Source organism: uncultured Piscinibacter sp. (assembly GCF_937952055.1).
In the GTDB taxonomy this organism is placed as follows: domain Bacteria; phylum Pseudomonadota; class Gammaproteobacteria; order Burkholderiales; family Burkholderiaceae_C; genus Piscinibacter.
This window is the reverse complement of sequence record NZ_CALFYO010000021.1, coordinates 784,619-809,827: the sequence shown is the minus strand read 5'-3', so window position 1 is coordinate 809,827 and position 25,209 is coordinate 784,619. Positions and strand designations below refer to the sequence as shown.

Sequence of the window (25,209 nt, the reverse complement as noted above, 5' to 3'; positions counted from 1 at the left end):
GCGCAGGGACACGGCAGTCCGATGACCGCGCAGCCTCCGGTCGTGTATGTGGTGGATGACGACGCTGCAGTGCGAAAGGCGTTGAGCCGCCTGTTGACTGCCGCGGGATTGCGCACGGTCGGGTTCGATTCGCCGACGGCGTTTCTGGAGGGCTACGACCCCGCCGCGTCCGGCTGTGCGGTCCTGGACATCGCCATGCCGGGGTTGAACGGACTGGAACTGCAGGATGCGCTGACCGCCCGCGGCAGCGACCTGCCGATCATCTTCCTGACCGGCCACGCGGATGTGCCGTCGAGCGTCCGGGCCATGAAGCACGGCGCCTTCGACTTTCTCGTCAAGCCGGTGGAAGCAGAAGCGCTGTTGACTGTGGTCAACACCGCTTTGGAGCTACACCGGGAGCGTCGGCATTCCCGCATTGAACGGACTGAATTCGAGCACCGGCTGAACACTCTGACCCCGCGCGAGCGGGAAGTCATGGTGCACATCCTCGCCGGGAAGCTCAACAAGCAGGTCGCGGCCGACCTCGGCACCGTGGAGAAGACGGTGAAGGTCCATCGCGCACGCATGATGGAAAAGCTGCAGGTTCAATCGCTTGCGGAACTGGCGCGACTGGCCGAGCGCGCGGGAATCAAGCCCGCATCCTCCGAATCCTGATGTCGTGAGTCAGGCGGACGTAGGAGCGTCGTCGTTTCCGGAAGTCGGGACAAGTCGGCTTCGAACCTGGCGACTTCGCGGTACGGCGGCACTTCGTGCAGCGCCGCCAAGGACGTGGAAGCGACGGACGCGTCGCTGGCGGCGGGCGTTGGACCAAGGTCCAATTCGCAGCGCGCCGGCGGTGCTCTAGGCTGTCGCCAACATGTGCGAATGCACTCCACTGATTGCCGTCGTCGACGACGAGCGATCTGTCCGCAAAGCGCTCGAGAGACTTCTCCGCTCGGTGGGTTATCGGGTGGAAGTCTTCGAGTCGGGCCGCGAGTTTCTGGGTTCCTTGCGGATTTCCGTTCCGGACTGCATCGTGCTCGACCTTCATCTGCAGGGCATGACCGGCTACGAGGTCCAGGCGCAGATGGCCCAGGAAGGCGTGCGGGTGCCGGTCATCATCATCACGGGGCACGATACGCCGGAAAGCCGCCAGCGGGCGATGGGGCAAGGGGCAATTGCGTACTTGAGCAAGCCGATGGACGACGTGCTGCTGGTGGGAGCCATCGCGAGCGCGCTGGCCGCGAGCCGTGGTGCGTCGAAGAGCGACGCGCCAGAGCGGCGGGACCCGTGACCTGACTGACCCAGTACCGGATCAGTGCAGCTCGCGGCGGGGTGGGGGAGACTCTCGCAGTCAAGGGCTCTCCCGCCCGTGGTCTGGGCCTGCACGTCGGCCAACGACGATGTGCTGGCAGGTCGAGCGATCGGCCAACGCACTGCGCCGGTGTTCCACGCCCATCGAGTCAGCCCAAGGCCCCCTCGTGCAGCCCTCTCCTCCCGATGCAACCTCAGTGTTCACTTTCAGTCAGACACGCAGGTTCTTGTTTTTGAAAGGGTTATTGCGCGATCCTGCCTCAAAAAGCGGCGCTAAGTGGTTGATTTCACTGATTTTTTGTTTACAAGTTCGTTGACCCGCCCAGGACACATCCGCTAAAGTGGCGCAAAGTGCACTTTAGTGGGTTTTTGTGGCGAATCTCGGCTTTCAGGGCCCAGCGGATCTCACCTTGGACATCAAGGGGCGCGTTGCCATGCCGGCGCGCCATCGCGAAGTCCTGGGCGCGATGGGCGCGACGAAGCTGACAATCACCAAGCACCCGGACGGTTGCCTGCTGGTGTTTCCGCCGGCGGCGTGGGATGACTTCGCGGCGCGGGTGACGGCGCTGCCGATGGAGTCGATCGGCTGGCGGCGCCTGTTTCTCGGCAACGCGACGGAGGTCGAACTCGACGCGTCGTCGCGCATGCTCATCGCGCCGGCGCTGAAGGAATACGCCGATCTTTCGCGCGATGTGTACATGCTGGGCATGGGCAGTTGCCTGGAGATCTGGGACAAGCGGCGCTACCAGGAGCAGGAGGCGTTGACGCGCTCCACGCCGATGCCCGAGTCGGTGCGCAACTTTATTCTCTGATGGACAGCGGCGGCGAATGGCAACACACCACTGTCCTGCTGGCCGAAGCGATCGATTCGCTCCTGACCACGCCGGACGGTGTCTACGTCGACGGCACTTTCGGCCGCGGTGGGCACGCGCGCGCGCTGCTGGCCCGGCTGTCGCCGCGCGGCCGGCTGATCGCCTTCGACCGCGACCCGGAGGCGGTGGCGGCGGCGCGCCAGGGCATCTCGGACGCGCGCTTCTCCATCCACCACGCCCGCTTCGGCGCGCTGAAGGAGACGCTCGACACGCTGGGCGTGACGGGTATTCACGGACTGCTGCTCGATCTGGGCGTCAGCTCGCCGCAGATCGACAACCCGGCGCGCGGATTCAGCTTCCGCTTCGACGCGCCGCTGGACATGCGCATGGACCCGACGCGAGGCGAAAGCGCGGCGGACTTCTTGGCCCGCGCCGATGAGCGCCACATCGCAGAGGTGATCCGTGAACATGGGGAAGAACGGTTTGCTGTACCGATTGCAAAGGCGCTTGTTGCTCGGCGCGAAGGCGGGAACCCTGTTCGAACCACGAGGGAACTTTCCGAAGTCGTGGCTCGTGCGGTCAAGACCCGTGAACCGGGCCAGGACCCTGCAACGCGCACATTTCAAGGCCTTCGGATTCACGTCAACGCCGAGCTTGAGGAGCTCGAACAAGGCCTGAAATCCGCAGTCGAACTGCTCCTTCCGTCGGGACGCCTGGTCGTGATCAGTTTTCACTCGCTGGAGGACCGCATCGTCAAGACCTTCATCGCACGCGAGAGCCGCAGCGAGGTAGACCGACGCGCGCCGTTCGCGCCGGAGAAGGCGCACCGGCTCAAGTCGCTCGGCCGCATCAAGCCGTCCGAAGCCGAGGTGAAAGCCAACCCGCGCGCGCGTTCGGCGGTGATGCGCATGGCCGAGCGCACGCAGGTGGCGGCACCGGGCGTGGCGCGCAGGGGGCAGCCGTGAACCGGTTGAACGTCGTGCTCTTCCTCGTGCTGCTGGGCAGCAGCGTCTATCTCGTGCGCGTGTCCTACGACGCGCGGCGGCTCTACGCGGAACTCGACCAGGCCCGCAACGAGGAGAAGACCCTTGCCACCGAGTTCGAGCGCCTGCAGGCGGAGCGCCAGGCACAGGCCACGCCGCTGAAGGTGGAGCGCATCGCGCGCGACAGGCTGGCGATGCGCAATGCCACGCCGGCCGTCACCCAGTACGTCACCGAAGCCGGCGCAACCGCGGCGAGCGCGACGAGGGCGGCGCGATGAAGCTCAGTCGCCTGTTCCGCCGCGAGGCCCAGCGCACCGTGCGCCCGCGCAGCGGCGCCGCGCCGGCGCGCAGCGTCGCCTACTCGAGCAGCCCGCTGCTGGCCTCGAAGACGCCGCCGTGGCGCTCGAAGTTCGTCGTCGCACTGCTGGCGCTGAGCTTCCTCGTGCTGCTCGGTCGCGCGCTGTACGTGCAGGTGCTGGGCAAGGACTTCTTCCAGAAGCAGGGCGAGATCCGCTTCGCGCGCACGCTGGACCTGCCGGCCAGCCGCGGTCGCATCCTCGACCGCAACGGGCAGATCCTGGCGCTGAGCGTTCCGTCGCCGTCGATCTGGGTGATCCCCAAGGACTTCGAGGCCGACCGCGCGCAGCGCCGGCAATTGGCCCGCGTGCTGGGCATGACGCCGGCCGAGCTCGATGACCGGCTGGAGAGGCATCCGAACTTCGTCTGGCTGCGCCGCCAGGTCGAGGAGCAGGTCGGCAAGGAAGTCGCCGCGCTCCGCCTCAAGGGCGTCCACCAGGTGCGCGAGTACAAGCGCAAGTACCCTGAGGGCGAGGCGGCGGCGCACGTGGTCGGCTCGACCAACGCGGACGAGCGTGGGCAGGAAGGTGTCGAGTTCGCCCACGAGAGCGAACTCGCCGGCACCGACGGCAGGCGGCGTGTCATCAAGGATCGGCTTGGCCGTGTGGTCGAGGACATCGGCGACAGCGTTGCGCCGGTGGATGGCCGCGACCTGCGCCTGACGATCGACTCGAAGATCCAGTTCTTCGCCTACCAGCGCGTGCGCGACGCGGTGACCGAGCACCGTGCCCGCAGCGGCAGCGTGGTCGTTCTCGACGTGCACTCCGGCGGCGTGCTGGCGATGGCCAACTACCCGAGCTTCGTGCCCGGTGTGCCCGGGGTCACCAAGGCCAGCGCGCGGCGCAACCTCGCGCTCGTCGACACCGCCGAGCCGGGTTCGACGATGAAGCCCTTCATCGCGGCGCTGGCGCTGGACAGTGGCCGCTTCCGCGCCGGCGACGTGATCAACACCTTTCCCGGCAAGCTCTACGTCACCGGGCTGCCGATCACCGACGAGCATTCGCTGCCCGCGATGACCGTCGAGCAGATCGTGCAGAAGTCGAGCAACGTCGGCACGGCGAAGATGGCGCTGCAGATGCCGGCTCACGAGATCTGGGACCTGTACTCCCGCGTGGGCTTCGGCCAGAAGCCGCAGATCGACTTTCCCGGCCGCGTCACGGGCAAGCTGCGCTCGCACCAGGCCTGGCGGCCGATCGACCATGCCACCATCGGTTTCGGCTACGGCGTCTCGGTCTCGCTGATGCAGCTCGCGCAGGCGTACACGGTGTTCGCGCGCGACGGGGACATGGTGCCGCTGTCGCTGGTGCTGCCGCCGGACGGCGACCCGGTCGATCCGCTGGTGCGCCAGCAAGTGGTCTCCGCGCAGACGGCCAGGGCCGTGCGCAAGATGCTCGCGATGGTGACGCAGCCCGGAGGCACGGCGCTGAAGGCGCAGGTGCCGGGCTACTCGGTGGCCGGCAAGACCGGCACCTCGCGCAAGTGGCTCGACAAGGAGAAGCGCTATGCGCAGGACCGCCACCGCGGATGGTTCGTCGGCATGGCACCGGCCGACAGGCCGCGCATCGTCGTCGCGGTGATGATCGACGAGCCGCGCGCCGGCAAGTTCTTCGGCGGCGACGTCGCCGCGCCGGTGTTCAGCCAGGTGGTGCAGCAGACACTGCGTTCGATGGGCGTGCAGCCCGATCTCGACGTGAAGTCGCAGATCGTCGCGAACGACCTGCCGTCGGTGCAGGAGAGCTACTGATGGCGCCGCGCCGGCTGTCCGACGCACGCGCCGCCAGCGACTGGCTGGCGCAACTCGGCGTGCGCGCGCTCACCACCGACAGCCGGCGTGTGCAGCCCGGCGATGCCTTCATCGCCTGGCCCGGCCATGCGCTCGATGGAAGGCAGTACGTGAACGCGGCGCTGGCGGCGGGTGCGCTGGCCTGCCTCGTCGAGGCCGACGGCGTGGAGGCCTTCGAATTCGCCGGCAGCGCGCCGGTGGCGGCGCTGGCCGGCCTGAAGGCATGCACCGGCGAGATCGCCGACGCATTCTTCGGCCATCCGAGCGAGGCACTGCAGGTGGTGGCCACCACCGGCACCAACGGCAAGACCTCCACCGCATGGTGGACGGCGCAGGCATTGCACCACCTGGGGCGGCGCTGCGGCGTGATCGGCACACTCGGCATCGGCGAACCACCGTGCGAGCGCACGGCGGGCGGAGAAACGGCGCACGGGCTGCGGTCCACCGGCCTGACGACGCCCGACCCGGTGACCGTGCAGCGCGCGCTGCGCCGCTTCGCCGACGAGGGCTTCGTCGCCTGCGCCATCGAGGCCTCGTCGATCGGCCTCGTCGATCAGCGACTGGTCGGCACGCGCATCGCGGTGGCGCTCTTCACCAACTTCACGCAGGACCACCTCGACTTCCACGGCAGCATGGCCGCCTACTGGGAGGCGAAGCGTGCACTGTTCGACTGGCCGGGCCTGCGCGCCGCAGTGGTCAACCTCGACGACCCCAGGGGCGAGGAGATCATCGCGCGCCTGCGCGGCCCGCAGGCCTGGACCTATTCGCTGCGCGCGAGCGCCAGGCTGCGCGCCGACGCCATCGGCTATCGCGACGGCGGCCTCGCCTTCGACGTCGTCGAGGGCGAGGAGCGTGCCACGGTGCGCAGCACGCTGATCGGCGAGTACAACGTCTCCAATCTTCTGGCCGTGATCGGCGGCCTGCGCGCGCTGGGCGTGCCGCTGGCCGACGCCGCGAGCGCCTGCGCGGTGCTCAGCTCGGTGCCGGGGCGCATGCAGCGCGTCGAGGCGTCGCGGCCGGGGCCGGAAGTCGTCGTCGACTACGCGCATTCGCCCGACGCGCTGGAGAAGGCGTTGGTCGCGCTGCGGCCCTTTGCCGCGCAGCGTGGCGGCCGGCTGTGGGCGGTGTTCGGCTGCGGCGGCAACCGTGACACCGCCAAGCGCCCGCTGATGGGCGCGATCGCGCAGCGCTTGGCCGACCGCGTCGTGCTCACCAGCGACAACCCGCGCCACGAATCTCCGGGCGCCATCCTCGGCCAGATCCGCGCCGGGCTGAGCGGCGACGCCGGCACGGTGTCGGTGATCGAGGACCGGCGCCAGGCGATCGTCGAGGCGGTGCGCGGGGCCACGGCCCGGGACGTTGTCCTGCTCGCCGGCAAGGGGCACGAGGACTACCAGGAGGTCGCGGGCGTGAAGCAGCCCTTCTCCGACATCGAGGAAGCGCGCTGCGCGCTGGAGGCCCGCGCATGAGCATGACCAGCTTGGCGCGGTTGTACTCGCTGCTGCCGGACGCGCGACTGGTCGGCGATCCGGCCACCGTGGTCGAGCGCGTGCACACCGACACGCGCAGCCTGCACGCCGGCGACCTGTTCGTCGCGCTGCGCGGCGAGCACTTCGACGCCCACGACTTCCTGGCGCTGGCGAAGACCGGCGGCGCGGTGGCGGCGGTCGCCGAGCGCGGGCTGGAGGACGCCGGCCTGAGCGGGCTGGAGGTGGCCGACAGCGGCGTTGCGCTGATGCATCTCGGCGGCGGCTGGCGCGCCCGTCATGCGCTGCCCCTGATCGCGGTGACCGGCAGCAACGGCAAGACGACGGTGACGCAGATGATCGCCGGCATCCTGCGCATCTGGCTGGGCGACGCCGCGCTGGCGACGCTGGGCAACCTGAACAACCAGATCGGCGTTCCGCTGACGCTGCTGCGCCTGCGTGAGCACCATCGCGCTGCGGTGGTCGAGCTGGGCATGAACCATCCGGGCGAGATCGCGCAGCTGGCGGCCATCGCCGCGCCCACGGTGGCGCTGGTCAACAACGCGCAGCGCGAGCACCAGGAATTCATGGCCAGCGTCGAGGCGGTGGCGCGCGAGAACGGCTGCGTGATCAGCGCGCTGCCCCCCGACGGGACGGTCGTGTTCCCGGCCGACGACGCCCATGCGCCGTTGTGGCGCGAGCTGGCCGGCGCGCGCCGCGTGATGCGTTTCGCCACCGAGGGCGAGGCCGAGGTCACCGGGCAGGCCGCCTGGGCGGTGGACCACTGGAACGTCACGATGCACACACCGGCCGGCCGGGCCAGCGTGGCGCTGCGCGTGGCCGGCGCCCACAACGTGCGCAACGCGCTCGCGGCGGCGGCCTGCGCGCTCGCCGCCGGCTGTCCGCTCGATGCGATCGTGCGTGGCCTGCAGGACTTCGAGCCGGTGAAGGGCCGCTCGCAGCTGCGGCGCATCCTGCGCGCGGGCCGCACGATCACCCTGGTCGACGACAGCTACAACGCCAACCCCGACTCGGTGCGCGCAGCCATCGACGTGCTTGCCGGCCTGCCCGGGCCACGCTGGCTGCTGCTCGGCGACATGGGCGAGGTGGGCGACCAGGGGCCGGCCTTCCACGCCGAGGTGGGCGGCTACGCGAAGCAGCGTGGCATCGAGAACCTCTGGACCGCCGGTTCGCTGTGCCGCCACGCCGCGCAGGCCTTTGGCGGCGCGCGCCACTTCGACGGCGTCGAGGCGCTCATCGCCGCGCTGAAGGAGGCGCCGCCGGCGGCATCCATCGTCGTCAAGGGTTCGCGCTTCATGAGGATGGAGCGCATCGTCGCCGCGCTGATGGAAGGAGCCGCACATGCTGCTTAGCCTCGCGCAGTGGCTGCAGACGCTGTCGCCGGAGTTCGGCTTCTTCCGCGTCTTCCAGTACCTCACCTTCCGCGCGGTGATGGCGGCGCTGACCGCGCTGCTCATCGGGCTGGCCTTCGGGCCCTGGGTGATCCGCCGCCTGGCCGAACTGAAGATCGGCCAGCCGGTCCGGGAGTACGGCGTGCAGGAGCACATCGCCAAGAGCGGCACGCCGACGATGGGTGGCGTGCTCATCCTCATCGGCATCGGCGTGTCGACACTGCTGTGGTTCGACTGGAGCAACCGCTTCGTCTGGATCGTCATGCTGGTGACGCTGGGCTTCGGCGCGATCGGCTGGGTGGACGACTGGCGCAAGGTGGTGCAGAAGAACCCCGAAGGCATGCCCTCCGGCGAGAAGTACTTCTGGCAGTCGGTGATCGGACTGATCGCCGCGCTGTACCTCGCGTTCAGCGTGTCGGAGACATCCAACATCCGCGTGCTGGAGCTGTTCCTGCGCTGGGTGCAGAGCGGCTTCTCCACCGACCTGCCGCCGAAGGCCGACCTGATCGTGCCCTTCTTCAAGTCGATCAGCTACCCGCTGGGCGTGTTCGGCTTCATCGCGCTGACCTACTTCGTCATCGTGGGCAGCAGCAACGCCGTCAACCTGACCGACGGGCTCGACGGCCTGGCCATCATGCCGGTGGTGATGGTCGGCTCGGCGCTGGGCGTGTTCGCCTACGTCACCGGCAACGCGGTGTTCAGCCGCTACCTGCTCATTCCCCACATCCCCGGCGCCGGCGAGCTGCTGATCTTCTGTGCCGCGATGGCCGGCGCGGGCCTGGCCTTCCTCTGGTTCAACGCCTACCCGGCGGAGGTGTTCATGGGCGACGTGGGCGCGCTCGCGCTCGGCGGCGCGCTGGGCACCATCGCCGTGATCACGCGCCAGGAGATCGTGCTCGGCATCATGGGCGGCGTGTTCGTGCTCGAAGCGCTGTCGGTGATGGCGCAGGTCACCTGGTTCAAGTACACGAAGAAGAAGTACGGCCAGGGCCGCCGCATCCTGAAGATGGCGCCGCTGCACCATCACTTCGAGAAGTCGGGCTGGAAGGAGACGCAGGTCGTCGTGCGCTTCTGGATCATCACCATGCTGCTGTGCCTGATCGGCCTGGCGAGCCTCAAATTGCGCTGATGAAGCATCTGAACGACATCGACGTGCTCGTGCTCGGCCTCGGCGATTCGGGGCTGGCGATGGCGCGCTGGTGCGCCCGCCACGGCGCGCGCGTGCGCGTGTGGGACTCGCGCGAGAGTGCGCCGCAGGACGCGGCGCTGGCCGAATGCGTGCCGCAGGCGCTGCGGCTGCGCGGCGAACTGACGGACGAGGCCTTTGCCGGGGTGCGCCTGATCCTCAAGAGCCCGGGCCTCGCCCCCACCGACGCGCGCATCGCCGCGCCGCTGCAGCGCGCCGCCGATACCGGCGTGCTGGTGCAGGGCGAACTGGAACTGTTCGCCCGTGCGCTGGCCGACCTGAAGGCCGAGCGCGGCTATGCGCCGAAGCTGCTGGCGATCACCGGCACCAACGGCAAGACGACGACCACCGCGATGGCGGCCTTGCTCGTCGAGCGCGCCGGCAGGCGGGTCGCCATGGCCGGCAACATCGGCCCGACCATGCTGCAGACGCTGTCCGATGTGCTGGACCGCGCCGACGCCGCCGAGGAGCCGCAGCCGCTGCCCGAGGTGTGGGTGCTGGAGCTGTCCAGCTTCCAGCTCGACGAAGCGAAGGGCTTCGAGCCCGATGCCGCCACCGTGCTGAACATCAGCGAGGATCATCTGGACTGGCACGGGTCGATGGCGGCGTATGTCGCCGCCAAGGCGCGCGTCTTCGGCAAGGACGCGGTAATGGTGATCAACCGCGACGATCCGGCGGTGGAGAAGCTGGTGCCCGAGCCGGTTCCGGTCAAGGGCCGCGGCGCCAGGCCGATCGAGCGCCATGTCGTGCGCTTCGGCCTCGACGAACCGAAGCGACCCGGTGACTTCGGCATCCGCGCCGAGAACGGCATGGCCTGGCTGGTGCGCGCCATGGACGCCGACGAGACCGTCAAGCGCGGCAAGGGGCAGGCCGAAGAGGAACTGCACATCCAGCGCCTCATGCCGGCCGACGCACTGCGCGTGCGCGGCCGCCACAACGCCGCCAACGCCCTGGCCGCGCTGGCGCTGGCCACGGCCATCGGCTGCCCGCTCGCGCCGATGCTGCACGGCCTGCGCGAGTACGGCGGCGAGCCGCATCGCGTCGAGTACGTGGCCACCGTCAACGGCGTCGACGCCTTCGACGACAGCAAGGGCACCAACGTCGGCGCCACCGTGGCGGCGCTCGACGGCCTGGGCGCCGACCGGACGCCGGCGAAGCTGGTGGTCATCCTCGGCGGTGACGGCAAGGGGCAGGACTTCGCGCCGTTGCGCGCGCCACTGCAGCGCCACGGCCGGGCCGTGGCGACCATCGGCCGCGATGCGGCGCGCCTCGAAGAGGCGCTGGCCGGCATCGGCCTGCCGCTGCAGCGCCACGAGACGCTGGAGGATGCCGTGCGCTGGTGCTTCCAGCGCGCCCATGCGGGCGACGCGGTGCTGCTCAGCCCGGCCTGCGCCAGCCTCGACATGTTCCGCAACTACGGGCACCGCGCCGAGGTGTTCGTTGCCACCGTGCACGCACTCGCGGCCGACCAGGGGGAGCTGTCCGCGTGAACGCGCTCACCCGCTTCGGCTGGGACGCGTGGCGCACGCGTCTGGCCGGCCTGTTCTCGCGCGGCGCCGGGCCGGCCGGCGGCACGGCCGCGATTCCGGTGCGCGACTGGATCAACGTCGGCAGCGGCCAGCCGCCGCGCCTGCTCGGCTTCGATCAGGCGCTGGTGTGGGTGGTGGTGGGCCTGCTGGCGCTCGGCCTGGTGATGGTCTACAGCGCCTCGGTGGCGCTGCCCGACAGCCCGAAATTCGCGCGCTACGCAAACTCCCACTTCCTGGCGCGGCACGCGCTGCAGATCGCGCTGGCGGTGATGGCCGCGCTGGTGGTGGTGCAGATCCCGCTGAGCGTGTGGGAGAAGGCGGCACCCTGGGTGTTCGTGCTCGCACTGGTGCTGCTCGTGGCGGTGCTCGTTCCGTTCATCGGCAAGGTGGTCAACAACTCGCGGCGCTGGATCCCGCTGGGCATCATCAATTTCCAGCCGAGCGAACTGGCCAAGCTCGCGATGGCGATGTATGCGGCAAGCTACATGACGCGCAAGATGGACGTGAAGGAGGACTTCCTGCGCGCCGTCTGGCCGATGGCGGTGGCGCTGGGCTTCACCGGATTCCTGCTGCTGCGCGAGCCCGACATGGGCGCCTTCATGGTGATCGCGCTGATCTCCATGGGCATCCTCTTCCTCGGCGGCGTGAACGGGCGCATGTTCCTGCTCAGCGGCGCCGTGCTGGTCGCCTCCTTCGTGCTGGTGATCGCCTCCAGCGCCGAGAAGCGCGAGCGCATCTTCGCCTATCTCGAGCCCTGGGACCCCGAGTACGCGCTCGGCAAGGCCTACCAGCTCACCCACTCGCTGATCGCCTTCGGCCGCGGCGAATTCTTCGGCCAGGGGTTGGGCGGCAGCGTGGAGAAGCTGCACTACCTGCCCGAGGCGCACACCGACTTCCTGCTCGCGGTGATCGGCGAGGAGCTCGGCTTCGTCGGCGTGGCGACGGTGATCGTCGCCTTCTTCTGGCTGACGCGGCGAATCTTCCACATCGGCCGCCAGTCGATCGCGCTGGACCGCGTCTTCGCCGGGCTGTACGCGCAGGGCATCGGCATCTGGTTCGGCGGTCAGGCATTCATCAACATGGGTGTGAATCTCGGCGTGCTGCCCACCAAGGGCCTGACCCTGCCGCTCATGAGCTACGGGGGGTCGGCGATCGTGATGAACCTGGTCGCGCTGGCCATCGTCGTCCGCATCGATGTCGAAAACAGACAGCTCATGCGCGGAGGTCGCGCATGAGCCGCCATCTCGTCGTCATGGCGGCCGGCACCGGCGGCCACGTGATCCCGGGCCTCGCGGTCGCGCGCGAGATGATCGCGCGGGGCTGGACGGTGAGCTGGCTGGGGACCTCCCACGGCATGGAGAACCGGCTCGTGCCACCCTCGGGGATCCCGCTGGACCGCATCAGCTTCAGCGGCCTGCGCGGCAAGGGTGCGCTGCACACCCTGACCGGGGGCCTGCGCCTGCTCGCCGCATTCTGGTCGTGCGCGAAGATCCTGCGCGCGCGCCGCGCCGACGCCGTGCTGGGCATGGGCGGCTATGTCTGCTTTCCCGGCGGACTGATGGCCTCGCTGCTCGGCAAGCCGCTCGTGCTGGTCAACGCCGACGCCGCGCTGCTGATGAGCAACAAGGCGCTGCTGCCGGTGGCCGACCGCATCGCCTTCGGCTTCGACGGGCCAGCCCTGCAGCACGTCAAGCGCGCTGTCGTCACCGGCAACCCCGTGCGTGCGGAGATCGAGGCCCTCCCTGAGCCCGCGCAGCGCTTCGCGGAGCGCTCGGGCCCGCTGCGCGTGCTGGTGGTCGGCGGCAGCCTCGGCGCACGGGCGCTGAACGACGCGGTGCCGCAGGCGCTGGCGCTGATCGACATCGCACAGCGTCCGCGGGTCACGCACCAGACGGGCATCGCCAACCTCGAGGACGTGCGTGGCGGCTACGAGCGCGCGGGCGTCGACGGCGAGCTGCTGCCCTTCATCGACGACATGGCGCAGCGCCTTGCCGACTGCGACGTGATCGTCTGCCGCGCCGGCGCGGTGACGGTCAGCGAGCTCTGCGCCGCCGGCGTGGCGGCGGTGCTGGTGCCGCTGGTGGTCAGCACCACCTCGCACCAGCGCGACAACGCGCAATGGCTGGCGGGGCAGGGCGCGGGCATCCACCTGCCGCAGACCGAGCTGTCGCCGAAGCGCTTGGCCGAGACCCTCTCGGGCCTGACGCGCGACGCGCTGCTGGCGATGGCGACGAAGGCGCGTGCACTGGCCAGACCCCAGGCGGCGTCGCGCGTTGCCGATGAGATCGAAAGGCTGGTGGCCGCATGAAACACGCCGTCAAGCACATCCACTTCGTCGGCATCGGCGGCGCCGGCATGAGCGGCATTGCCGAGATCCTGCACAACCTCGGCTATGCGGTGTCGGGCTCCGACCAGCACGACAGCGCCACCTCGAGGCGCCTGGCCTCGCTGGGCATCCGCGTCGCCATCGGCCACGACGCCGCGCACATCGCCGGGGCCGAGGCGGTGGTCACGTCGACCGCAGTGAAGGGCGACAACCCCGAGGTCATCGCCGCCCGTTCGAAGCGCATCCCGGTGGTGCCGCGCGCGGTCATGCTCGCCGAGCTGATGCGCCTGAAGAAGGGCATCGCGATCGCCGGCACGCATGGCAAGACCACCACCACCTCGCTGGTCACCAGCGTGCTCGCCGAGGCCGGCGTCGACCCGACCTTCGTCATCGGCGGCAAGCTCAACGCGGCCGGCGCGAACTCGCGTCTCGGCTCGGGTGAATACATCGTCGTCGAGGCCGACGAATCGGACGCGTCGTTCCTCAACCTGATGCCGATCATGGCGGCGGTGACGAACATCGACGCCGACCACATGGACACGTACGGCCACGACTTCGCCAGACTGAAGCAGGCCTTCGTCGAGTTCATCCACCGCATGCCCTTCTACGGCGCGGCCATCCTGTGCGTCGAGGACGCCGGCGTGCGCTCGATCATGCCGATGATCTCCCGCCCGCTGGTCAGCTACGGCTTCGGCGAGGACGCGATGGTGCGTGCCGTCGCCGTGCGCGCGCAGGAGGGCGGCACGATGCGCTTCACGGTGCAGCGCCGCAACGGCGTGCGCATGCCCGACCTGGAGGTCACGCTGAACCTGCCCGGCGAGCACAACGTGCTCAACGCGCTGGCCACCATCGCGGTGGCCACCGAACTGGAACTGCCCGACGCGCCGGTGGTCCAGGCCCTGGCCGAGTTCCGCGGCGTGGGCCGGCGTTTCCAGCGCTTCGGCGAGGTCAACGCCAGCGGTGGCGGCCGCTTCACACTGGTCGACGACTACGGCCACCACCCGGTGGAGATGGCCGCGGTGCTCGCCGCGGCGCGCGGTGCGTTCCCCGGCAGGCGCATCGTGCTGGCCTTCCAGCCGCATCGCTACACGCGCACGCGCGACTGCTTCGAGGACTTCGTGCACGTGATGGGCAGCGCCGATGCGGTGCTGCTCGCCGAAGTCTATGCCGCCGGCGAGGCCCCGATCGTCGCAGCCGACGGCCGTGCGCTGGCGCGGGCGCTGCGCGTGGCCGGGCGTGTCGACCCGGTGTTCGTCGACGACATCGTCGCCATGCCGCAGGCAATCGCCGCGCAGGCGAAGGACGGCGACGTCGTCATCACCATGGGCGCGGGCTCGATCGGTAGCACGGCGCAGCACGTCGTCGACCTCCTGGGAGTGGCAGCATGACGACCATCGACCCGAAGAGCCTCGGCAAGGTCGCGGTACTGATGGGCGGCAGCTCCGCCGAGCGGGAGATCTCGCTGATGTCCGGCGGCGGCGTGCTCGCCGCGCTGCAGTCGCAGGGGGTCGACGCCCATCCCTTCGATCCGGCCGAGCGCGAGCTCGCCGAGCTGAAGCACGCAGGTTTCGCGCGCTGCTTCATCGCGCTGCACGGCCGCCACGGCGAGGACGGCACGGTGCAGGGGGCGCTGGAACTGCTGCGCATCCCCTACACCGGCTCGGGCGTGATGGCCTCGGCGATCGCCATCGACAAGGTGATGACCAAGCGCCTCTGGCAGGCAGCGGGCCTGCCGACGCCGAAGTACGTGACGCTGCCGCGCGACGCGCAGGACCCCGAGCGCGTGCGCAGCGTGCCCGACGAGCTGGGCCTGCCGCTGATCGTCAAGCCGCCGCACGAGGGCTCGTCGATCGGCGTCACCAAGGTCAAGGGTTACTCGCAGATGCAGGACGCGGTGGCGCTGGCGGCGAACTACGACGACGTCGTGCTGTGCGAGGAGTTCATCGAGGGCGACGAACTGACCTGCCCGGTGCTCGGCACGGGCCGGAACGCCCGTGCCCTGCCGGTGATCCGCATCGTCGCGCCCGAGGGCGCCTACGACTACCAGAACAAGTACTTCACCGACGTGACGCAGTACCTCGTGCCCAGCGGCCTGCCCGAGGCCGAGGAGCGCGAGATCCAGCGCATCGTCGTCGAGGCCTATCGCACCCTGGGCTGCCGCGGCTGGGGCCGCGCCGACCTGATGGTGCGCGCCAGGGACCGCGCGCCGTTCCTGCTGGAGATGAACACCAGCCCGGGCATGACCTCGCATTCGCTGGTGCCGATGTCGGCCAAGGCGGCCGGCATGAGCTACGAGCAGCTGTGCCTGCACATCGCGGCGAGCGCCGCCCTGGACTCCTGAACCATGGCAAGAGCCCGCACCGCATCGCGCCAGGCCGCCGGCCTGCCGGGTGACGTGCGCCTGATGAATGCCACCGCCACGCTGTTCGCGGTGGTCGGCGTCGTGCTGCTGGCCGCGGTGATGGTGACGTGGGCGGCTCGGCAGCCGGTGTTCGCCCTGCGCGCGGTCCGCGTCGACGGCGACGTGACGCGCAACAGCGTGGCCACCATCCGCGCCAATGCCATGCCGCATCTGACCGGCAATTTCTTCTCGCTCGACCTGGGCGCAGCGCGGCGCGCCTTCGAGTCGGTGCCCTGGGTGCGCCACGCGGTGGTGCAGCGCATCTGGCCGAACCGGCTGGCGGTGCAGTTGGAGGAGCACCGCGCCGCGGCGCTGTGGGCCACCGAGAGCGGCGACGACAAGCTGGTCAACACCTTCGGCGAGGTGTTCGAGGCCAACCCCGGCGATGTCGACGACGACGACCTGCCGCTGCTGCAGGGGCCCGACGGCAGTTCGGTGCGCCTGCTCGCGCTCTACCGGCGCCTGCAGCCGGTGGTGGAACCGCTGGCGCGGCGCATCGAGACGCTGGCGATGTCCGGCCGCGGCTCGCTCGCGGCCGAACTCGACGGCGGCGCGGAAATCGAGATCGGCCGCGGCAGCGACGACGAGATCGTCGAGCGGGTGAGGCGCTTCGTCGCCACCGTGCCGCAGGTGATCGCGCAGCACCAGCGCCCGCTGGTGCATGCCGACCTGCGCCACAACGACGGGTACGCGGTGCGGTTGAAGGGCGTGTCGACCAGCGCGGCGGGCGCCGGCAGCGGGAGGAACTAGAGGATGGCCAAGGAATACAAGGATCTCGTCGTCGGGCTGGACATCGGCACCGCGAAGGTGATGGCGGTGGTGGCCGAGGTGCAGGCGGACGGCGAACTGCGCGTCGCCGGGCTCGGCGTGGCGCCGACACACGGCCTCAAGCGCGGCGTGGTGGTCAACATCGATGCGACGGTGCAGTCGATCCAGCAGGCCCTGAAGGAGGCCGAGATGATGGCCGACTGCAAGATCACGCGCGTCTACACCGGCATCACCGGCAGCCACATCCGCGGCCAGAACAGCACCGGCATGGTGATCGTGCGCGACAAGGAGGTCACGCCGGTGGACGTGGCGCGCGTGGTCGAGACCGCCAAGGCGATCAACATCCCCAACGACCAGCGCCTGCTGCTGGTGCAGGCGCAGGAGTTCGTCATCGACGGCCACGAAGTGAAGGAGCCGATCGGCATGAGCGGCGGCCGCCTCGAGGTGAAGGTGCACATCGTCACCGGTGCCGGCAGCGCGGCGGAGAACATCGTCAAGTGCGTGCGCCGCTGCGGACTGGAAGTGGAGCAACTGGTGCTCAATCCGAGCGCGAGCAGCCACGCGGTGCTCACCGAGGACGAGAAGGACCTCGGTGTGGCGCTGGTGGACATCGGTGCCGGCACCACCGACGTGGCGATCTTCACCGACGGCGCGATCCGTCACACCGCGGTGATCCCGATCGCCGGCGACCTGATCACCAGCGACATCGCGATGGCGCTGCGCACGCCGACCAAGGATGCCGAGGAGATCAAGATCGAATACGGCGTGGCCAAGCAGCTGCTCGCCGACCCGGGCGACAACCTCGAGGTGCCCGGCCTGGGCGATCGTGCCCCGCGCATGCTGTCGCGCCAGGCGCTGGCCGGCGTGATCGAGCCGCGCATCGAGGAGATCTACTCGCTGGTGCACCAGGTGATCCGCGAGAGCGGGTGCGAGGAGCTTCTTTCGTCGGGCATCGTCATCACCGGCGGCGCGGCGGTGATGCCCGGCATGGTCGAGCTCGGCGAGGACATCTTCCTCAAGCCGGTGCGCAAGGGCATCCCGACCTACCACGGGCCCTTGTCCGACATGGTGGCCAATCCGCGCTCGGCCACCGTGATGGGCCTGCTCGAGGAGGCCCGCCTGTCGCGCACGCGCGGCCAGCGCGCCGCGCAGCAGGCGGGGTCGGTGCAAACCCTGTTCGGCCGAGCCAGGGACTGGTTCCTCGGCAATTTCTGAAGGGGCACGTCATGAACAACCACGATCCCCCTTCCATTCCCATCCAGGCGATCCGGCGAAGACCGGAATGACAACAGGCAAACGCGTTGGATCAACGGCAATTCACCTTCTGGCAACTGCAGCAATTCATCGGAGAAGCACCATGCCCATCGAAATGATCGAAGAGTTCGACCTCGGCACGCGCATCAAGGTCATCGGCGTCGGCGGAGGCGGCGGCAATGCCGTCGAGCACATGATCGCCAACGGTGTCCAGGGCGTGGAGTTCATCTGCGCCAACACCGACGCGCAGGCGCTCAACCGCTCGGCCGCCAACGCGCTCATCCAGCTCGGCAGCACGGGCCTCGGCGCCGGCGCCAAGCCGGAAGCCGGCCGTGCGGCGGCGGAGGAGGCGGTGGACCGCATCCGCGAGCAGATCGCGGGCGCCAACATGCTGTTCATCACGGCCGGCATGGGCGGCGGCACCGGCACCGGCGCCGCACCGGTGATCGCGCGCGTGGCCAAGGAGATGGGCGTCCTCACCGTCGGCGTGGTGACCAAGCCGTTCGAGTTCGAGGGTGCGCGCCGCATGAAGGCGGCCGACCACGGCCTGGCGGAGCTGGAAGCCAACGTGGACTCGCTGATCGTCATCCTCAACGACAAGCTGCTCGAGGTGCTGGGCGACGATGTCACGCAGGATCAGGCCTTTGCGCACGCCAACGACGTGCTGCGCAATGCCGTGGGCGGCATCAGCGACATCATTCACATTCCGGGGATGGTGAACGTCGACTTCGAGGACGTGAAGACGGTGATGGGCGAGCCGGGCAAGGCGATGATGGGCACGGCCTTGGCCGCCGGCCCGGATCGCGCCACCAAGGCCGCTGAGGCCGCCGTGGCCTGCCCGCTGCTGGAGGGCATCGACCTCTCCGGCGCGCGCGGCGTGCTGGTGCTGATCGCGGCGAACCGCGCCAACTTCAAGCTGGCCGAGAGCCGCAACGCGATGAACACCATCCGCCGCTATGCCGCGGACGATGCCCACGTGATCTACGGCACCGCCTACGACGAGAGCCTGGGCGACCAGCTGCGCGTGACGGTCATCGCCACCGGCCTGAGCCCGGCGAAGCGCCAGGCGGCGCCGATCCAGGTGGTGCACAGCGCGCCCGTGCAGCGCACCGGCACCGACAACATCCCGGTGCTGACGACGCCGGTGCAGACGACGCCGCCGGCGCACGACTACAGCGCGCTGACCACGCCCAGCGTGTGGCGCAACGGCCGCACCGCGGCGGCGAAGGTGGATGCGCTGGCCAGCAACGGCATGGACGAGATCGAGATCCCGGCGTTCCTGCGCAAGCAGGCCGATTGAGCCCCCGCGAGGGGCGAACCGCCCGCGGGCCGGCGAAGCCGGATCCGCGGCGGTCGCCCGACGCCCGATGAAGACCGGAGGCGCTATGGAGGTGATTGATCGCTTCGCGGCGCGATGGCGGGCCGGATCGGGGACAATTCCGGTCATGCTGCAGCAACGCACCCTCAAGTCCATGACGCGTGCCGTCGGCGTGGGCGTGCACGGCGGCCAGCGGGTCGAGCTGACGCTGCGGCCGGCGCCGCCCGACCATGGCATCGTGTTCCGCCGCGTCGACCTGCCGCAGCCGGTGGACATCCCGCTGTCGGCCGAGGTGGTCAGCGACACGCGCATGGCGACCACTCTGTCGCCCGGCGGCGATCCCGGCGCGCCCAAGGTGAAGACCGTCGAGCACCTGCTCTCGGCCTGTGCCGGCCTCGGTCTGGACAACCTGACCATCGAGCTGACCGCCGAGGAGGTGCCGATCCTCGACGGATCGGCGGCGTCGTTCGTGTTCCTGCTGCAGAGCGCGGGCATCGAGCTGCAGGACGCACCGAAGCGCTTCATCCGCGTGAAGAAGGCGGTGGAAGTCCGCGAAGGCGAGGGCGCGAAGCTGATGTGGGCGAGGCTCGAGCCCTACGAGGGCTACAAGCTGACCTTCGAGATCGACTTCCACCATCCGGCGGTGGACCAGACCGGCCAGCGTGTCACCTTCGACATGGGCTCGGGCAACTACAAGCGCGAGATCGCCCGCGCCCGCACCTTCGGCTTCAGCAAGGACGTGGACATGATGCGCGCCCGTGGCCTGGGGCTGGGCGGCAGCATGGACAACGTGATCGTGGTCGACGAATCCAAGGTGCTGAATGCCGAGGGGCTGCGCTACGACGACGAGTTCGTCAAGCACAAGATCCTCGATGCCATCGGCGACATGGCCATGGCCGGCCAGCCCGTCCTCGCCGCCTACAGCGCCTACAAGTCGGGCCATGCGCTGAACAACAAGCTGCTGCGCAAGCTGATGGCCGATCCCGAGGCCTACGAGATCGTCACCTTCGACGACGCGTCCCGACTGCCCCGCGGGCTCGCTGAACTGGCGCCCGCCTGGTAAGGATCGTCGTCTAGCATGCTGATCTTCCGCTGGATCGTCCTGCTGCTGCTGGTGGCCGGGCTACTGTGCTTCGCGATGTACATCGGCACCGGGCAAACGAGATGGCGTCACCTCGGTGTCCGGATCGTCAAGTGGACGGTGATCGCGGCACTCGGTTTCTTTGCCGTGCTGATCCTCGAGCGCATGGCGACGGTGTTGTGAAGGTCAGGCCATGACGATCTTTCGCTGGGTGATGGCTGTGTTCGGCGGGCTGTTCGCCGTCGGCTGGCTGTTCACCTTCCTCATGTACGTGCTGGGCGACGACGACCGGTTCCGCGAACTGGGCAGGCGGCTGCGCCACTTCACCATCGTCATCGCGCTGTTCTGGTTCAATCTCGAGGTCTGGGGCCGCGTGATCTGGACCATCGTGACCTGGAACTCGCCGCGCAGCTGATCACACCGTCAGCCCGCCCGAGACCTCGACCACGGCGCCATTGACGTAGCTCGCGTCGTCGCTGGCGAGGAAGGCGTACACGTTGGCGACCTCCTCTGCCCGGCCGAGCCGCTTGAGCGGCACCTGTGCACGCAGCTCGTCGAGCACCTTGTCCGGCACGGTGTCGAGGATGCTTGTCTCGATGAAGCCGGGCGCCACCGCATTCACCCGCACGCCCTTCGGACCGAGCTCGCGGCTCCAGGTCTTGGTGAAACCGATCACGCCGAACTTGCTGGCCGCGTAGTTCGTCTGCCCGTAGTTGCCGTAGATGCCGACCACCGAGCTGGCGTTGAGGATCACGCCGCTGCCCTGCGCGAGCAGGGTGTCGACCACTGCCTGCGAGACGTGGAACACGCCGCGCAGGTTCACGTCGATCACCGCGTCGAACTGCTGCAGCGTCATCTTCTGCAGGCGGGCGTCCTGGGTGATGCCGGCGTTGTTGACCAGCACGTCGATGCGGCCAAAGCGCTCGCGCACGCCGGTGACCATCGCATCGACCGTCGAGCGGTCGGTGACGTCCACGACGTAGCCCTCGGCGCGCGCACCGAGTTCACGGCAGCTCGCGGCCGCGGCGTCCACCGCCTCGCGCCGGCGGTCGCACACGGCGACGATGGCGCCTTCGCGGGCGAACTTCAGCGCCGTGGCCAGACCGATGCCCTGGGCGGCGCCGGTGACGATGCAGACCTTGTCTTTCAGTCTCATGAGAGTCGGAGGAAGTGGAGGATGTCGGGAAGGTGGTCGTCGAAGTCCGACAGCGCATGGTCGCTGCCCTCGAGCAGCTTGACGCGGCAGCCGGCGTAGCGCGCGCTCATCTCGCGCCAGTCGAGCACCTCGTCGCCCTTGGCGATGACGGCGAAGTAGCGCTCGGGCCGCGTGATCGCGGCCGGTGTGATGGCGCGCAGTTCGTCGACGAACTCGGCGCGGAAGAAGAAGCGTTCGGCCGGGTCGTGGTACGCGGTCTGCTCGCCGATGTACTTCGCGAGGTCGCGCGCCGGGTCGATGGCCGGGTTGAGAAGCACGGCCGGACAGCCCAGGCGCTCGGCCACCGCCGTGGCGTAGAAGCCGCCGAGCGAGCTGCCGATCACCGCCATGCGGTCGGCCGGCCAGTGGACGAGAGCGTCGAACACCCGCGCCATGGTCTCGCGCGGCGAGGGCGGCAGCTGCGGGCACCACCAGTGCAGGTCCGGCCGCTGTGCCTGCACCCAGGCCGCGACGCGACGGGCCTTCGCCGACTGCGGCGAGGAGCGAAAGCCGTGCAGGTAGAGCAGATGGGTCGGTGCTTTGTTCATGATCAACAGCGGGCGGGCCGCAGTCTAGCGGCCGGTCCTACACTGGGCCTGACACGCAGGGCACGACAAGGAGACAGGCATGCGAGTGGGCATCCTCACCGGCGGCGGAGACTGTCCGGGGCTGAACGCGGTGATCCGCGCGGTGGCGAGGTCGCTGGTCAAGCTCGTCGGCGCCGAGGTGATCGGCATCGAGCAGGGATTCCTCGGCCTCATCGAGCGCCGCGTGCGGACGTTGGACCTGCGCGAGGTGGCCGGCATCATGGCCACTGGCGGCACCATCCTCGGCACGCACAACAAGGCCAACCCCTTCGGCTACTTCGGCGCCGGCGGCGCCGACGTGTCGGACGCCGTGTGCGCCTACGTGCGCGAGCTCGACTTGGACGCGGTCGTGGTGATCGGCGGCGACGGCAGCATGGCCATCGCCCACCAGCTGGCGCTCAAGGGTGTGCCCATCGTCGGCTGCCCGAAGACCATCGACAACGACCTCGCGCACACCGATCGCAGCTTCGGCTTCGACACCGCGGTGGCCATCGTCACCGAGGCGCTCGACCGCCTGCAGACCACGGGCCAGAGCCACGGCCGCGTGATGATCCTCGAGACCATGGGCCGCTATGCCGGCTGGATCGCGCTGCATGCGGGGCTGGCCGGCGCGGCCGACATCATCCTGATCCCGGAGCTGCCCTATCGGCTCGACGAGGTGGTGCGCGTCTGCCGCGAGCGCGAGGCGAGGCAGCGCTACACGCTGATCTGCGTCGCCGAGGGGGCCAGGCCCGAAGGCGGCGGCTTCACGGTGAAGGAGCGCATCGAGGACTCGCCGGAGCCGATCCGCCTCGGCGGTGTGGGCAACGTGCTGCGCGCGCAGCTCGAGCCCCTGGTGGGCTGCGAAGTGCGCACGACCATCCTCGGCCACGTTCAGCGCGGTGGCTCGCCGACGCCCTTCGACCGCGTGCTCGCCACGCAGTACGGTCACGCCGCGGCACGGCTCGTCGCGGCGAAGGCATTCAACCGGGTGGTCGTGCTGCACGGCAACCGCATCGACAGCGTGCCGCTGGCGGACGTGGCGGGCCGCAGCCGCAACGTGCCGTCCGATCACGATCTTCTGCGCACCGCCTGGGACACCGGCATCTCGACGGGCACGCTGGTGGCCTGAGGGCCTAACGCGCCGCCGCGGCCAGCGCCGCGAGCAGCTTGGCGTGGATGCCGCCGAAGCCGCCGTTGCTCATGCACAGGACATGGTCGCCCGGGCGTGCCGCGGCGACGACACGATCGACCAGCGTGTCGATGCCGTCGCACACCACCGCCTGAGCGCCCATCGGCGCGAGAGCTTCTTCGGCGCTCCAGGTGAGGCCGCCGCTGTGGCAGAAGGCGAGGTCGGCTTCCTCCAGCGACCACGGCAGCTGCGCCTTCATCGTGCCCAGCTTCATGGTGTTCGAGCGCGGCTCGAACACCGCGAAGATGCGCTCGGTGCCGACCTTGCGGCGCAGGCCATTGACCGTGGTGCGCATCGCCGTCGGGTGGTGGGCGAAGTCGTCGTAGACCTTGATGCCGTTGACCTCGCCGCGCAGTTCCAGCCGGCGGCGCACGTTCTCGAAACTCGCCAACGCCTTGGCCGCCACTTCCGGGGCCACGCCCACGTGCTCGGCGGCGGCGATGGCGGCCAGCGCATTGAGCTGATTGTGTTCGCCGAGAAGCGACCACTCCACCCGCGCGATCTTCAGGCTGCCGCGCAGCACGTCGAAGGCGTGCGGCTCGCCGCGCGCGCGCAGCGCCCCCGGCTCTTCCTTGCGCGCGCCGAAGCGCATCACCTCGCTCCAGCAGCCCATGTCGAGCACGCGCTGAAGGCTCTCCTCGCGCGCGTTGACGACCAGTCGGCCCCGTCCGGGCACGGTGCGCACCAGGTGGTGGAACTGCCGTTCGATCGCCGCCAGGCTCTCGAAGATGTCGGCGTGATCCAGCTCGAGGTTGTTGAGGATCGCCGTGCGCGGCCGGTAGTGCACGAACTTGCTGCGTTTGTCGAAGAAGGCCGTGTCGTACTCGTCGGCCTCGATGACGAAGGTCTTTCCCGCGCCGAGTCGCGCCGACACGCCAAAGTTCAGCGGCACGCCGCCGACCAGGAATCCGGGCTCGAGCCCGGCACGATCGAGCACCCAGGCAAGCATCGAGCTGGTCGTCGTCTTGCCGTGGGTGCCTGCCACCGCGAGCACGTGGCGGCCCTGCAGCACATGGTCCGACAGCCACTGCGGGCCGCTGGTATAGGGCGCACCGGCGTTGAGGATGGCCTCCATCAGCGCGTTGCCGCGCGAAACCACGTTGCCGACGACGAACAGGTCGGGGCGCAGCTCGAGCTGCCCGACGTCGAAACCTTCGATCAGCTCGATGCCGAGTGCACGCAACTGGTCGCTCATCGGCGGATAGACATTGGCATCGCAGCCGGTGACGCGGTGTCCGGCCTCGCGCGCGAGCGCGGCCAGGCCTCCCATGAAGGTGCCGCAAATGCCCAGGATGTGGATGTGCATGAACCGATTCTATGGAGCGCTGGCCGCTCCCGGACTGCTAAGGTGCGGGGGCCATGCCCGAATCCCCAACCATCGCTGCGTTCGACTGGATCGCCGCCCATCCCTGGTTGTATCCGGTGCTCGAATCGCTGCACGTGGTGGGCATCGCACTGCTGTTGGGCAGCCTGGTGCTGCTGGAGCTTCGTGTCTGGGGACTCGGCGCGGCGCTGCCGGTGGCGCCGCTGGCGCGGCTCGCCCTGCCACTGTCGCTGGCGGGCTTCTGCCTCGCCGCGTGCACCGGCCTGACGATGTTCATCAGCCAGCCGGGCGAGTTGCTCGCCAACCGCGCCTTCGTCGTCAAGATGTCACTGGTGATGCTGGCCGGGCTCAACGCCGCGGCATTCCATGCCCGCGGCGGCCTGCAGTCGCTCGACGGCGTCGCACGGGCGCAGACCTTGGCGTCGCTGGGGCTTTGGCTCGCCATCATCATCTGCGGTCGCTGGATCGCCTACTACTGACCGAACGAACGGAGCCATGATGCAACGCCGACACCTCCTCGTCGCCGCGGCCCTGCCGCTGTCGCCTGTCTTCGCGCACCACGGCTGGAGCAGCTTCGACCAAGGGCGCCCGGTCTACCTGTCCGGCAAGGCGCGCAGGGTCGCCTGGCGCAATCCGCATGTCGAGTTCGACCTCGAGCTCGATGCCGACCTTCGGTTGCCGGCGGATCTGGCCAGGCGCGCGGTGCCGGCGCAGGCGGCCAACGTCGACGGCGCGGCCCTGCTCGCGCGGGCGCAGTTGCCGATGCGCAGGGACAAGGTCTGGCACATCGAGCTGGCGCCGCTGACGCGCATGCTGGCGTGGAAGGTCGCCGAGATCCGCGACGGCGACGACGTGGCGATGGTCGGCTTCACCTTCCCGGCCGAGAAGGGCGAGCCGATCCTGCGCGTCGAGTACCTGTTCGTCGGCGCGCAGACCTACGGCCTGCGCTCGTCGCCCGCCTGA

General features: G+C 69.4%; 26 protein-coding genes. 23 read left to right on the top strand and 3 right to left on the bottom strand.

Going from position 1 to position 25,209, the window contains the following annotated elements; translation table 11 throughout:
• Positions 1 to 21 precede the first annotated feature (21 nt).
• From Q0599_RS18095 to Q0599_RS18000, 20 genes are all read left to right on the top strand, one after another.
• The gene (locus Q0599_RS18095) at positions 22 to 654 is read left to right on the top strand and encodes a response regulator (RefSeq protein WP_298832330.1); all 633 of its coding nucleotides are present in this window, start codon (positions 22 to 24) and stop codon (positions 652 to 654) included.
• Between the two features lie 202 nt (positions 655 to 856).
• Entirely contained in the window at positions 857 to 1,273 is a 417-nt protein-coding gene (locus tag Q0599_RS18090) for a response regulator (RefSeq protein WP_298832328.1), read from the top strand.
• Between the two features lie 391 nt (positions 1,274 to 1,664).
• Positions 1,665 to 2,105, top strand: coding sequence for a division/cell wall cluster transcriptional repressor MraZ (locus Q0599_RS18085; protein ID WP_298832326.1), 441 nt, complete (start codon positions 1,665 to 1,667; stop codon positions 2,103 to 2,105).
• Positions 2,105 to 3,070, top strand: coding sequence for a 16S rRNA (cytosine(1402)-N(4))-methyltransferase RsmH (rsmH, locus tag Q0599_RS18080; RefSeq protein ID WP_298832323.1), 966 nt, complete (start codon positions 2,105 to 2,107; stop codon positions 3,068 to 3,070). The genes Q0599_RS18085 and rsmH overlap by 1 nt, the downstream gene beginning before the upstream one ends.
• Positions 3,067 to 3,366, top strand: coding sequence for a cell division protein FtsL (gene ftsL, locus Q0599_RS18075; RefSeq protein WP_298832321.1), 300 nt, complete (start codon positions 3,067 to 3,069; stop codon positions 3,364 to 3,366). The genes rsmH and ftsL overlap by 4 nt, the downstream gene beginning before the upstream one ends.
• The gene (locus tag Q0599_RS18070; RefSeq protein ID WP_298832319.1) at positions 3,363 to 5,189 is read left to right on the top strand and encodes a penicillin-binding protein 2; all 1,827 of its coding nucleotides are present in this window, start codon (positions 3,363 to 3,365) and stop codon (positions 5,187 to 5,189) included. The genes ftsL and Q0599_RS18070 overlap by 4 nt, the downstream gene beginning before the upstream one ends.
• Positions 5,189 to 6,697: a UDP-N-acetylmuramoyl-L-alanyl-D-glutamate--2,6-diaminopimelate ligase gene (locus Q0599_RS18065; RefSeq protein WP_298832316.1), complete on the top strand. Its 1,509-nt coding sequence runs from the start codon at positions 5,189 to 5,191 to the stop codon at positions 6,695 to 6,697. The genes Q0599_RS18070 and Q0599_RS18065 overlap by 1 nt, the downstream gene beginning before the upstream one ends.
• Entirely contained in the window at positions 6,694 to 8,067 is a 1,374-nt protein-coding gene (murF, locus tag Q0599_RS18060) for a UDP-N-acetylmuramoyl-tripeptide--D-alanyl-D-alanine ligase (protein ID WP_298832312.1), read from the top strand. Before Q0599_RS18065 ends, murF begins: the two co-directional genes overlap by 4 nt.
• Positions 8,057 to 9,235, top strand: coding sequence for a phospho-N-acetylmuramoyl-pentapeptide-transferase (gene mraY, locus Q0599_RS18055; RefSeq protein WP_298832309.1), 1,179 nt, complete (start codon positions 8,057 to 8,059; stop codon positions 9,233 to 9,235). The genes murF and mraY overlap by 11 nt, the downstream gene beginning before the upstream one ends.
• Entirely contained in the window at positions 9,235 to 10,782 is a 1,548-nt protein-coding gene (murD, locus tag Q0599_RS18050; RefSeq protein ID WP_298832306.1) for a UDP-N-acetylmuramoyl-L-alanine--D-glutamate ligase, read from the top strand. Before mraY ends, murD begins: the two co-directional genes overlap by 1 nt.
• Before the next feature lie 92 nt (positions 10,783 to 10,874).
• On the top strand, positions 10,875 to 12,056 hold the full coding sequence (gene ftsW / locus Q0599_RS18045; RefSeq protein WP_298832781.1) for a putative lipid II flippase FtsW: 1,182 nt from the start codon (positions 10,875 to 10,877) through the stop codon (positions 12,054 to 12,056).
• A complete protein-coding gene (murG, locus tag Q0599_RS18040) occupies positions 12,053 to 13,129 on the top strand; it encodes an undecaprenyldiphospho-muramoylpentapeptide beta-N-acetylglucosaminyltransferase (protein WP_298832304.1) in 1,077 nt (358 codons plus the stop codon). Before ftsW ends, murG begins: the two co-directional genes overlap by 4 nt.
• Positions 13,126 to 14,535, top strand: a complete 1,410-nt coding sequence (gene murC / locus Q0599_RS18035) for a UDP-N-acetylmuramate--L-alanine ligase (RefSeq protein WP_298832301.1) — start codon at positions 13,126 to 13,128, stop codon at positions 14,533 to 14,535. Before murG ends, murC begins: the two co-directional genes overlap by 4 nt.
• A complete protein-coding gene (locus Q0599_RS18030; RefSeq protein ID WP_298832298.1) occupies positions 14,532 to 15,488 on the top strand; it encodes a D-alanine--D-alanine ligase in 957 nt (318 codons plus the stop codon). The genes murC and Q0599_RS18030 overlap by 4 nt, the downstream gene beginning before the upstream one ends.
• Positions 15,489 to 15,491: 3 nt before the next feature.
• The gene (locus Q0599_RS18025; protein WP_298832295.1) at positions 15,492 to 16,298 is read left to right on the top strand and encodes a cell division protein FtsQ/DivIB; all 807 of its coding nucleotides are present in this window, start codon (positions 15,492 to 15,494) and stop codon (positions 16,296 to 16,298) included.
• Between the two features lie 3 nt (positions 16,299 to 16,301).
• Positions 16,302 to 17,531 (top strand): cell division protein FtsA, encoded by a 1,230-nt coding sequence (gene ftsA, locus Q0599_RS18020; RefSeq protein WP_298832292.1) that lies wholly within the window; start codon positions 16,302 to 16,304, stop codon positions 17,529 to 17,531.
• 142 nt (positions 17,532 to 17,673) lie between these two features.
• A complete protein-coding gene (ftsZ, locus tag Q0599_RS18015; RefSeq protein ID WP_298832289.1) occupies positions 17,674 to 18,870 on the top strand; it encodes a cell division protein FtsZ in 1,197 nt (398 codons plus the stop codon).
• 145 nt (positions 18,871 to 19,015) lie between these two features.
• Complete coding sequence (gene lpxC, locus Q0599_RS18010; RefSeq protein ID WP_298832286.1) at positions 19,016 to 19,951, top strand: UDP-3-O-acyl-N-acetylglucosamine deacetylase; 936 nt, start codon at positions 19,016 to 19,018, stop codon at positions 19,949 to 19,951.
• Positions 19,952 to 19,966: 15 nt separating this feature from the next.
• A complete protein-coding gene (locus Q0599_RS18005; RefSeq protein ID WP_298832284.1) occupies positions 19,967 to 20,152 on the top strand; it encodes a hypothetical protein in 186 nt (61 codons plus the stop codon).
• 10 nt (positions 20,153 to 20,162) lie between these two features.
• Positions 20,163 to 20,384, top strand: coding sequence for a hypothetical protein (locus Q0599_RS18000; protein WP_298832282.1), 222 nt, complete (start codon positions 20,163 to 20,165; stop codon positions 20,382 to 20,384).
• Here the strand turns inward: Q0599_RS18000 and Q0599_RS17995 are convergent, their stop codons facing one another.
• Both Q0599_RS17995 and Q0599_RS17990 read right to left on the bottom strand, forming a co-directional pair.
• A complete protein-coding gene (locus tag Q0599_RS17995; RefSeq protein WP_298832280.1) occupies positions 20,385 to 21,125 on the bottom strand; it encodes a beta-ketoacyl-ACP reductase in 741 nt (246 codons plus the stop codon). It abuts the gene before it with no gap.
• Positions 21,122 to 21,712: a YqiA/YcfP family alpha/beta fold hydrolase gene (locus tag Q0599_RS17990; RefSeq protein WP_298832278.1), complete on the bottom strand. Its 591-nt coding sequence runs from the start codon at positions 21,710 to 21,712 to the stop codon at positions 21,122 to 21,124. Before Q0599_RS17990 ends, Q0599_RS17995 begins: the two co-directional genes overlap by 4 nt.
• A gap of 79 nt (positions 21,713 to 21,791) precedes the next feature.
• On the opposite strand from Q0599_RS17990, the gene Q0599_RS17985 reads away from it, so the two are divergent.
• On the top strand, positions 21,792 to 22,862 hold the full coding sequence (locus tag Q0599_RS17985; RefSeq protein WP_298832276.1) for an ATP-dependent 6-phosphofructokinase: 1,071 nt from the start codon (positions 21,792 to 21,794) through the stop codon (positions 22,860 to 22,862).
• Between the two features lie 4 nt (positions 22,863 to 22,866).
• Here the strand turns inward: Q0599_RS17985 and mpl are convergent, their stop codons facing one another.
• Positions 22,867 to 24,228 (bottom strand): UDP-N-acetylmuramate:L-alanyl-gamma-D-glutamyl-meso-diaminopimelate ligase, encoded by a 1,362-nt coding sequence (gene mpl / locus Q0599_RS17980; protein ID WP_298832273.1) that lies wholly within the window; start codon positions 24,226 to 24,228, stop codon positions 22,867 to 22,869.
• A gap of 53 nt (positions 24,229 to 24,281) precedes the next feature.
• On the opposite strand from mpl, the gene Q0599_RS17975 reads away from it, so the two are divergent.
• Positions 24,282 to 24,725 carry a hypothetical protein gene (locus tag Q0599_RS17975; RefSeq protein WP_298832270.1) on the top strand — a complete coding sequence of 148 codons (444 nt, stop codon included), beginning with the start codon at positions 24,282 to 24,284 and terminating at the stop codon, positions 24,723 to 24,725.
• Positions 24,726 to 24,744: 19 nt separating this feature from the next.
• Positions 24,745 to 25,209: a DUF6152 family protein gene (locus tag Q0599_RS17970; protein ID WP_298832778.1), complete on the top strand. Its 465-nt coding sequence runs from the start codon at positions 24,745 to 24,747 to the stop codon at positions 25,207 to 25,209.